7 protein-coding genes are annotated in these 10,547 nt (G+C 69.4%); 3 read left to right on the plus strand and 4 right to left on the minus strand.

What is annotated here, in order from left to right; translation table 11 throughout:
- On the plus strand, positions 1–498 hold a 498-nt coding region (locus tag AC27IO_RS15370; RefSeq protein ID WP_498739515.1), incomplete at its 5' end, for a Spy/CpxP family protein refolding chaperone.
- A 177-nt stretch (positions 499–675) separates the two neighbouring features.
- Positions 676–1,257 carry an acyloxyacyl hydrolase gene (locus tag AC27IO_RS15375; RefSeq protein WP_498739517.1) on the plus strand — a complete coding sequence of 194 codons (582 nt, stop codon included), beginning with the start codon at positions 676–678 and terminating at the stop codon, positions 1,255–1,257.
- 965 nt (positions 1,258–2,222) lie between these two features.
- Here the strand turns inward: AC27IO_RS15375 and AC27IO_RS15380 are convergent.
- The 4 genes from AC27IO_RS15380 to AC27IO_RS15395 all read right to left on the minus strand — a co-directional run bounded on the left by AC27IO_RS15380 (position 2,223) and on the right by AC27IO_RS15395 (position 9,889).
- Complete coding sequence (locus AC27IO_RS15380; RefSeq protein WP_284397341.1) at positions 2,223–6,725, minus strand: EAL domain-containing protein; 4,503 nt, start codon at positions 6,723–6,725, stop codon at positions 2,223–2,225.
- Positions 6,726–6,848: 123 nt separating this feature from the next.
- Positions 6,849–7,964, minus strand: coding sequence for a 3-deoxy-7-phosphoheptulonate synthase (locus tag AC27IO_RS15385; RefSeq protein WP_498739519.1), 1,116 nt, complete (start codon positions 7,962–7,964; stop codon positions 6,849–6,851).
- A gap of 45 nt (positions 7,965–8,009) precedes the next feature.
- Positions 8,010–8,492 carry a C40 family peptidase gene (locus AC27IO_RS15390; RefSeq protein WP_284397350.1) on the minus strand — a complete coding sequence of 161 codons (483 nt, stop codon included), beginning with the start codon at positions 8,490–8,492 and terminating at the stop codon, positions 8,010–8,012.
- A gap of 50 nt (positions 8,493–8,542) precedes the next feature.
- Positions 8,543–9,889 carry a chloride channel protein gene (locus tag AC27IO_RS15395; protein ID WP_498739522.1) on the minus strand — a complete coding sequence of 449 codons (1,347 nt, stop codon included), beginning with the start codon at positions 9,887–9,889 and terminating at the stop codon, positions 8,543–8,545.
- Positions 9,890–10,064: 175 nt separating this feature from the next.
- Here AC27IO_RS15395 and ssb point away from each other — a divergent pair.
- The coding region (ssb, locus tag AC27IO_RS15400) for a single-stranded DNA-binding protein (protein WP_498739524.1) at positions 10,065–10,547 on the plus strand (483 nt) is incomplete at its 3' end.

The following is a 10,547-nucleotide window of genomic DNA, read 5'->3' on the forward strand; positions in this document are numbered from 1 at the left end:
CCCTCCCCCGCCCCGTCCGCTCCGCCCGCCGCCGGCCCGTCGCAGGACGGCCCGCGCCACCGCATGCCCAGCCCCGAGCAGCGCAAGGCGCACATGGAGCAGCGCGCCAACGCCCTGCAGCAAAAGCTGCAGCTCACCCCGGCCCAGCAGCCCGCCTGGGACACCTTCAAGGCCGCGATGCAGCCGCAGGAGCGCGGCGCGCGGCTCGATCCCAAGGGCCTCGACCAGCTGACCACGCCCGAGCGCATCGACCGCATGCGGGCCATGCGCGCCCAGCACAGCGCGGAGGCCGACCGCCGCGATGAAGCCACCAAGGCGTTCTACGCCACGCTGACCCCGGCGCAGCAAAAGACGTTCGACCAGGAAAGCCGCCGCATGCACCGCCACCCTGGCATGGGCGGCCCACGCGATGGTGAACGCGGCAAGGACGGACGCCACGGCGGCCCGCGCGGCGAACGCCCGGCCGTGCCGCCGGTGCCCGCACCCGCGCCGCAGTAAGCGACCGGTCCGGGAGGGTTTGCGCACAGTCTGGATATCTCTGCATACCCCCCCGGTCAGATCCCGACCGATCAGTACGGTTGAGGCGACTGCCTACAACGCACCCCCCCGATGGGCGGAATACAGTGGGTTACACACGTTGTGCAAACCCACAGTCATTCCATCGAGGGAATTTCAATGTCGATCACCCACCTCTTGCGTTCCCGCGCCCTGCTGCGCGGGAACGCTTTTTTCCTGGCGCTGGCCTGCGTCGCCGGCGCAGGCGCCGTTCACGCCCAGCCTTCGGGCACCAGCCCGTCCGTCTACGTGCAAGGCGGCTGGGCAGAACACCAGACCGATTCCGCCGCCGTGGGTGTGACGCTGCCCTGGAACTGGCAGAGCGAGCTGTGGGGCCATGAAGTGCGGGGCTACTGGGACATTTCCGCCAGCCGCTGGTCGTACAACGGGGTCAATGGCTCGGGCGACCTGACCGTGGTCGGCTTCACCCCCACCTTCCGCCTGCGCCCGGACAACGGCCGCGCCAACTGGTTCTGGGAAGGGGGCGTCGGCATCACGTATGCCGACCGCAAGTACCACACCCCCGACAAGGAGTTCAGCACCCGCTACAACTTCGGTTCCCACCTGGGGGTGGGCTACAGCCTGGGCGCGCAGCGCCAGCACGAGATCGTGCTGCGGGTGCAGCACCTGTCCAACGCGGGCATCAAGAAGCCCAACCCGGGCGAGAACTTCGTGCAGCTGCGCTACGCGTATCACTTCTGATCCCTGCCTGTTTCATCCATGCCAACAAGGGCCCTTCGGGGCCCTTTTTCTTTGGCCGATGCCGATCCGGGGCGCATTGTGGACAAGCCTGGGGACATTTCCAGAGCAACCCATGGGTTATCCACAGAAGACGCCGAGGCGCCGAAGTTGTTGTCGCCCGGCATGCCGGTTCACCCGGCCAGCGCCACAGGGTTTGCGACCATCCAAGTGCTTGGCAGCGTTGAGGAAATCGGCCTTGTCCACAGAAACGGGGCTCCTCTACTACTACTGCTATGTATTGATAGAACCTTTAATGGAATAACAAAGAACCTCCGGGCCGCCGAAAACCGACCGCCGCGCTCCTTGTCCGAGGCCACCCGGGCCCGGCGCAAAACGAAGGCATCCCGCCCGCCGTGGGAAAAGAAAAAGGGAAGGGAAAGAAAAAGAAGAAAGGGGCGAACGCCTCGCCGTCCGATCGACGGGCTGCGCCCGATCCATGGTCGGCAAATATCGGACCTGGCGACATCGCACGGAAGGGGGCCGCATTCGCGCCAATGGGCGAAAAAGGGCGGCCACGGGAACAAGTCTGTGGATATTTCCCGCACAACCGGCCACTTGTCCACAGCGAAAGGCGATGCGCCGGTTTTGTCCCCGCCGCCGCGACAGCGGGAGCCGGGTGCCGCCCACAAGGTTCACGGCATCGCAAGTCCGTTGATCCGCAACGGAAAAATGCAGTTGTCCACAGTTGGAGGCCGTGCTTACTACGACTACTATGGATTGATAAAGACATTAAGGAGAAGACAGAAAAAAACCGTCGCCCGCGGCCCGCCCCGGATGGCGAGGAGGTTTGGCAGAACGATGCGCGTGGCGCAGGAAGGCGCCAGGGGCCTTCGGCACAGCGGAGGCAGGGGGATGGGCCACCCGGCGCGTGGAAGGCCGCCCAGCCACCCGGCAGGGGCCTGCCGGGGGCTGTCAGATGAAAAAGATCAGACGGGCGCGTTCCGCAGGAAGCGCTCGAGCACGTCGGCCGGCAGCGGCCGGCTGAAGAAATAGCCCTGGTAGAGCTGGCAGCCCGCCTGGGCCAGGCGGTTGCGCTGGGCGCCGGTCTCGACGCCTTCGGCGATGACGTTCAGGCCCAGGCTGCGCGAGAGCGCGATGATGGTGTCCACGATGGCCGCATCGTTGGGATCGCTGAGCAGGTCGCGCACGAAGCTCTGGTCGATCTTGAGCTGGTCCAGTGGCATGCGCTTGAGGTAGCTCAGGGAGGAGTAGCCGGTGCCGAAGTCGTCCAGCGAGAAACCCACCCCATGGGCGCGCAGCGCCGACATGGTGGCGATGGTGGTTTCCATGTCGTCCACGAAGAGGCTTTCGGTCAGCTCCAGCTTGAGCTGGTCGGCCGGCGCCCCGGTGAACACCAGCGCACGCACCACGTCGTCCACGAAGCCCGCGTGGTGGAACTGGCGCGAGCTCACGTTCACCGCCATGGTGAGGTGCGACAGGGAGGGCTCGTCCTGCCAGCTGGCCAGCAAGGTGCAGGCGGTGTGCAGCACCCAGCGGCCCAGGGGCAGCACGAGGCCGGTTTCCTCGGCCAGCGGAATGAAATCGCCTGGCGGCACCATGCCCCGCTTGGCATGCGGCCAGCGCACCAGCGCCTCCACCCCCACCACGCGGTTCATCGTGTCCACCTGGGGCTGGTAGTGCAGCAGGAATTCCTCGCGGGCGATCGCCGTGCGCAGGTCGTCTTCCAGCGCGGCCCGGGCCGTCACCACGGCCTGCATGCCGGGGTCGAAAAAGCGCAGAGTGTTGCGGCCGGCGGTCTTGGCCTGGTACATGGCCAGGTCCGCCTGCTTGAGCAGCTCGCCCACGGTGGACTGGCCGTCGGTGAACGGGGCGACGCCGATGCTGGGCGTGCTGCGGTACTGGTAGCCGTCCAGGGCATAGGGGGCGCTCAGCACTGACAGGATCTTCTCGCCCACCACGCGGGCGCTCACGGCCAGTTCGTCGGGCCGGGGGCTGAGCGCCTCGATCATCACCACGAACTCGTCGCCGCCCAGCCGCGCCACGGTATCGACGGTGCGCACGCAGGTGTTCAGCCGCTGCGCCACCTGCTGCAGCAGCAGGTCGCCCTTGTCGTGGCCGAGCGTGTCGTTCAGCGTCTTGAAGTTGTCCAGGTCGATGAACAGCAGCGCCCCGCCCTGGCGCTGGCGCTGCGCCGTGGCCAGGGCCTGGTGCATGCGGTCCATGAGCAGCATGCGGTTGGGCAGGCCGGTGAGCGAGTCGAAGAACGCCAGGCGCTGGATCTCGCGCTCGGTGGCCTTGCGGTGGCCGATGTCGGTGTGGATGGCCAGGATGGATTCGGGCTGGCCGCCCTCGTCGCGCACCAGGGTCCAGCGGCCTTCCACGTCGATCGCATGCCCGTCCTGGTGGAACTGCACGATCTCGCCCGTCCACTCGCCCTGGGCCAGGGTGGCCTCGGTGGCGCGCAGGAATTCGGTGGCGTTCTGGTAGAGCAGCGTGTCGATGGTGCGGCCCAGCACCTGCGCCTGCGACCAGCCGTACATGCGTTCCGCGCCCTGGTTCCAGAACGTGATGCGATGCTCCAGGTCGCGCACGATGATGGCGTCGCGGGCCTTGTCCAGCAGCGAGGCCTGGCGCCGGATGTGGGCGTCCGATGCCTGGCGGGCCATTTCGGCGGTGGCGCGCGCCGCGAAGATGCGCAAGGTCGAGGAGACCAGCGCCGGCCGCTCCAGCGGCTCGCGGAAGATCACGAAGATCAGCCCGATGGGCCGCCCCTCGGCGTCGCGCAGCTGCTGGCCCACGTAGCTTTGGGCGCCCAGCGCCGCGACGGGTGAGCGCGGGTACAGCTCGCAGACGCCGGATGTGACCACGTATTCCGCCTCGGTCGCCAGCCGCAGGCTGGGCGTGCCCTCCAGCGAATACTCGGCATTGGGCTGCACCACGCCATCCTGCACGCGCGAGAGCGTGATGGCGCGCGGCGGCTGTCCCTCCACCGGCGGCAGCAGCCGCGTCACGCAGCCGGCCTGTGCGCCCAGCGCATCCGCCATGTTGCTGGCCAGCTGCTTGAAGAATTCGGTCCCGGTGCTGGCCGAGATGGCAGCGGCGGCCTTGAGCACCACGCTCTGCAGGCGCTGCTGGTCCTGGCGGGTGCGCAGGCTCTCGATGCCGAAGGCCAGATCGTTGGCCAGCTGCTGCAGCAGCTCGGTCTCCTCGGAGCCGATCTCCAGCACTTCGGGCGGGTAGAGGTACAGCAGGCCGAACGAGCGCTCGGCGTTGCGCAGCGGCAGGCTGATCACCGAATGCAGGCCTTGCCGCAGCATGCGCTCGGTCCAGCTGGCGAACGTCGGGTCGAGCCGGATGTCGCGCACGATCACCGGGCGGCCGCTGCGCACCGCCAGCCCGGCCGGGCCCTGGCCGCCCGGCTGGTCGGCCGACCAGCTCAGCTGCAGTGTCTCCGCATAGTGGTCGCTGTGGTGGCCGCTCCAGGCCACGGGCTCGATGCTCTGGCGCGCATCGTCGCGCACCATGCCGACCCAGGCCATCCGGTAGCCGCCCACGTCCGTGGCGATGCGGCAGACCTCGCGCAGCAGGTCGGCCTCGGAGGTCGCGCGCACCAGCGATTCGTTGCAGGCGGCCAGCAGCCGCTGGATGCTGCCCACCCGCGCCAGCTCCCGTTCGAGGCGCATGCGCTGCGTGACGTCGGTGGCCAGCACCTGGCGTGCGGGCACACCGTTGAATTCGATGCCCCCGGCATACACCTCGGTGTCGATCACCGTGCCGTCCTTCTTGCGGTGGCGCCGGTGCACGGCGTCACGCCGGGCATTGTGGGGAATGGTGTGCGCTTCCCGTATGCGGGCTTCGCGGTTGTCCTGGGGCCACAGGTCAGGCGTGGTCATGCACAGCAGTTCCGCCTCGCTGTACCCGTACTGGCGCACCATGGCCCGGTTGACGGCCAGGATGCGCAGGGTGCCCAGCTCGTACACCCACATGGGCTGCGGGTGCGCATCGAACAGCAGGCGGTACTGCTGCTCTGACGCGTGCAGCTGCGCGGCATAGCGCCGCAGCTGCACCACGGCGCCCAGCGACTCGGCCAGGATCTGCACGTGCGCCAGGTGGCGCTGCGAGAACGACGCCAGCGGGTCGCCGTTGACCTTGAGCATGCCCACCACCGCGTCGCCCGCGCGCACCGGCGCCGCGATGAAGGCCACCGGCCCCGGCTCGCACAGGGCGGCCGAGGGCATGGCCTGCGCGACGGCCGGCTGGCTGCAGACGGTCTCGCCCGCGTCGATGCGGTGCCACAGCTCGTAGCCTTCCAGCGGGCGCACGTCGTTCAGCGGCACGGCGCGCATGCCGGTGCTGGCCTGCACCCGGGCTTTGTCGCCTTCGCGCATCACCACCATCGCACCGCCGGCATCGGACAGTTCCATCGCGGTGCGGGCCACCAGCTGCAGCACCTCGTCCATGGACAGTTCGAGCGACGAAATCTTCTGCTGCACGCGCACCAGCTCGGCGTGGGTGCGGGCCTCGTCCTTGGCCTGCAGCGCGCTGTCCTTTTGCGCGCTGATGTCGGTCATGCCGCCCACCATGCGGATCGCATGGCCTTCGGCGTCGCGGATCACGAAGCCGCGGTCCTGCACCCAGGCGTAGCTGCCGTCGTAGCGGCGAAAGCGGTATTCCTCGGCCCAGTGCTTGGCCGTGCCCTCGATCGCCGCGTGGATGCTCTCCAGCACCGCGTCGCTGTCTTCCGGGTGCAGGCGCAGCGTCCACGACGTGCTGTCGTGCGGCAGGGTCTGCATGGGCACACCGAACAGCGTCTGCATGCCCTCGTTCCACCACATGGAGTCGTCGTGCAGGTTCCAGTCCCAGATGGCGTCGGCCGTGGCGCGCGCCACCAGGTGAAAGCGCTCGTCGCTGGCGGCCCGCTCGGTGGCCATGCGCGCCTGGTTGCGCTGGCTGCGGCGCAACTCCAGCAGGGCGATGGCCTGCCCGGCCACCGCGCGCAACGATTCGAGCTGGGGCGGTTGCAGCACGCACGGCTCGGTGGACATCACCACCACGGCGCCCAGCACCCATTTCTCCGCGGTGATCAGCGGCATGCAGGCCACGGCGCGCACGCGCGGCCCGGCGATCACCAGCGGATGGCGGCGCAGCGTGGAATGGGCGTGGGTGTCCTGCACCTGCACCACCCGGCCGTCCACCGCCAGGGCGCACAGCGGGTGGGCCGCATCCAGCGACTGCAGTTCGATGCCGGTGCTGGCCTTGAACCACTCGCGCCCCTGGTCGATGAAACCGATCGCCGCCATGGGCATGCCGCACAGGCGGGCGGCCAGCCGGGTCAGCTGATCGAACGCCTCCTCCGCCGGGGTGTCCAGCACCGCGCAGGCACGCAGCGCCTCCAGGCGTTTGCCCACGGGCGCAACCTTGGGCGGCACGCTCAAAAGGCCAGCGGACGGGAAAGTGACCGTGGGCATGGGTCGGTAGGCGACAGCACCTGCATGGGATTCGGGCGGATCGGGATCTGCGGCGGCAAATGACTACAAAAAGTAACGGTGAATGCTACACCGGCGCTGCGCCGGCCGGTGTTGCTTCCTGGCCTATCGGGCCTGCCGCCGGTCGCGCACCGCCTGGGCCAGGGCCTGTAGCACCGGCACTGTCTGCGCCATGCTGATGCAGGCGTCGGTCACCGATACGCCCTGCGCCAGGGGCTGGCCAGCGACGATGTCCTGCCGGCCTTCCTGCAGGTGGCTCTCGATCATCAGGCCCACGATGCGGCGGTCGCCGCCGGCCACCTGTCCGGCAACATCGGCCGCCACGTCGATCTGGCGGCTGTGCTGCTTGCTGCTGTTGGCGTGCGAGACGTCGACCATTACCTGCGCGCGCAGCCCCGCCGCCTGCAGCAGCTGGCAGGCGGCGTCCACGGACGGCGCCGCGTAGTTGGGCTGCTTGCCGCCGCGCAGGATCACGTGGCAGTCGTTGTTGCCGCGCGTCTCGAAGATGGCGGACTGGCCCATCTTGGTCATGCCCATGAAGGCATGCGGCGCCTGGGCCGCCAGGATGGCGTCGCTGGCCACCTTCACGCCGCCGTCGGTGCCGTTCTTGAAGCCCACCGGACACGACAGGCCGCTGGCCAGCTGGCGGTGGCTCTGGCTTTCGGTGGTGCGCGCCCCGATCGCGCCCCAGCTCACCAGGTCGCTAATGAACTGCGGGCTGAGCAGGTCGAGGAATTCGGTGCCCACCGGCAGGCCCAGCGCCAGGATGTCCAGGAGCAGCGCGCGGGCCATCTCCAGCCCCTCGTTGATGGCGAAGCTGCCGTCCAGGTGCGGGTCGTTGATGTAGCCCTTCCAGCCGACGGTGGTGCGGGGCTTCTCGAAATACACGCGCATCACGACCAGCAGGTCCTGCGACAGCGCATCGGCCTGCGTTTTGAGCTGGCGGGCGTATTCCATGGCCTGCCCGTGGTCGTGGATCGAGCAGGGTCCCACCACCACGACGAGCCGGTCGTCCTGGCCGTGCAGCACGCGCGAGATCGCCGCGCGGCTGGTCTCGACCAGCTGCAGCGCGCCGGGCGGCGTGGGCAGCCATTCCTGCAGCAGCGCAGGCGTGATCAGCGGGCGCACGGCCTTGATGCGCGTGTCGTCGATGCGGGTCGTGTCGTGGGTGGAGAGCGGGGTGGCGGTGCGGTGCACGTGGGGGGTGGCTGGGGTCGTCATGGCGGCGATTGTCGCGCGCCGCCCGCCGCTGCCCCTCGGCCCCGCTCAGGGCCGGCGGAAGGCGGTTTTCTGCCGTGACCAGTAGCGCGAATCGAGCCGGTCCATCCGCACCTCGCCGCCGGTGGAGGGCGCGTGCACGAAGCGGCCCTCGCCCACGTAGATGCCCGCATGCGTCGGCCGCCCCGCGCCGAACACCACCAGGTCGCCCGTGCGCAGGTCGCCGCTGTCCACCGGCAGCCCGAAGTCGCTCAGCTGCGCCACGGTGCGCGGCGGGGCGATGCCCGCGCGGCTCTTGTACACATAGCCGATGAGGCCGCTGCAGTCGAATCCGCCTTCGGGCGTGTTGCCGCCATAGCGGTACGGCGTGCCCACCAGCCCCAGCGCATGGATGGCGATGTCGCTCGACTGGTCGGGCGACAGCTGCGAATACGTCACGCTGGTGCGCGGCGAACGCGGCTGCGGCGTGGTGCCGCAGCCGGCCAGCAGCAAGGCGGCGGACAACAGTGCAAGGCAGAGGGAGGCACGCATGCGCCGAGGGTAACGGATGTGCTGCGGCACCAGGCGCGCGAGCGTGGATGTCAGCGGGGCGATGCGTCCGCCGGTGCCGCCGGCCCCGCGCCCACCTTGTGCAGCAGGTGTTCCGCCAGCGTTTCGTACAGCGGGCGCACCAGCATGCGCGACACCAGGCTGGCCAGCATGGCCGAGGCCATCAGGCTCAGCACCATGGCATGGCCGTCCACCATCTCCATCACGATGATGAAGGCCGTGAGCGGCGCCTGCGTGACCGCCGCCAGGAAGGCCGCCATGCCCATGGCGATCAGGGCCGGGGCGATGTCCGCGCCGGTCAGCAGCGAGATGTTGTGCCCCACCCCCGCGCCGATCGACAGCGCCGGCGCGAAGAAGCCGCCGGGCACGCCGCACCAGGCCGTGAGCCAGGTGGCGATGAATTTCAGCGTGACATAGAACGCCGGGACATCGGCCTGCCCCGCCAGCATGTGCTTGACCGCCTCGGAGCCGGCGCCGAACGTGGCGCCGCCCGTGGCCAGGCCGATCACCGCCACCGCCAGCCCGCCCGCCGCCGCGAAGCGCACCGGGAACCGGGCGCGCCACTGGTTGAGCCGGCCCGGCGCACCGGTGAGCGAAGTGGTGATGAGCTTGGCGAACAGGCCGCCCAGCACGCCGCACACCAGGGCCACGCCCAGGCCGGGCAGCAACGCGTCCCAGCCCAGGCGGGGCACGCGAATCACCCCGAAATACGTCAGGTTGCCGAAGAACGACACACCCATCAGCCCGGCCAGCACGATGGCCGCGATGATCAGCCCGCTGCTGCGCGATTCGAGCTTGCGCGACAGCTCCTCGATCGCGAACACCACGCCCGCCAGCGGCGCATTGAACGCCGCGGCGATGCCGGCGGCCCCGCCCGCCACCAGCAGCGCATGGCTGGTGATGCCCGAACGCGGCCCGAGCCAGCGCTGCGCGTGCTGCATCACGCCCGCCGCGACCTGCACCGACGGGCCCTCGCGGCCCATGGAAAGCCCGGCCAGAAAGCCCGCGCTGCCCAGCAGCACCTTGCCCAGCGACATGCGCAGCGAGACGAAGTAGCCGCGCTGGCCGGGCGGCAGGCCCGGCTCCAGCGCCGCCATCACCTGCGGAATGCCCGAGCCTGCCGCCCCGGGGACGAAGCGGCGCGTGGCCCACACGATGGCGGCCGTGAGCGCCGGGGTCCACAGCAGCACGGCCCAGCCGCCCTGCCAGTGCAGCACCTGCTCGAAGCGTGCGAACGCCCATTCCCCCAGGACCGTGAACGCCACCACGAAAAGCCCGGCCGCCGCGGCGTAGGCCAGCACGATCGCGCGCTCCACCCACCGCCAGCCGTCCGCGAACTCCTGCCGCAGGTTGTGAAGAAAGTCGGGTTCGCGATGCATGGGAAATGGCCAGGGCAGGCGGTGGAACAAGGCGTTTTGATTGTGGCACGGGCTTGCCGCACGGCCAGTCCGCGAACGGGGCGAATCGGGCACAATCGACGGCTCCCCGCGGCCCCTGGCAGGCCGCGCAGGCCGTAGTGCCTTCTCTCCACCATTCTCTACAGGCCCTTACACCATGGCATCCGTCAACAAAGTCATCATCGTGGGCAATCTCGGGCGCGATCCCGAAATGCGCACCTTCCCCAGCGGCGACCAGGTCGCCAACGTCACCATCGCCACCACCGACCGCTGGCGCGACAAGAACACCGGCGAGAACAAGGAAGCCACCGAGTGGCACCGCGTGGTGTTCAACGGCCGCCTGGCCGAAATCGTCGGCCAGTACCTGCGCAAGGGCTCGCAGGTCTATGTGGAAGGCAGCCTGCGCACCCGCAAGTGGACCGACCAGGCCGGCCAGGAAAAATTCACCACCGAAATCCGCGCCGACACCATGCAGATGCTGGGCAGCCGCCAGGGCATGGGCGGCGGCCAGGGCGGCGGTGGCGGCTACGAAGACAGCGGCTATGGCGGAGGTGGCAACGACGGCGGCTACGACAACAGCGCCCCGCCCGCTCCGGCACGCCGCCCGGCACCGGCACCAGTCCAGCGCCCTGCCGCGCCC

This window comes from Acidovorax sp. KNOB132 (assembly GCF_057541515.1).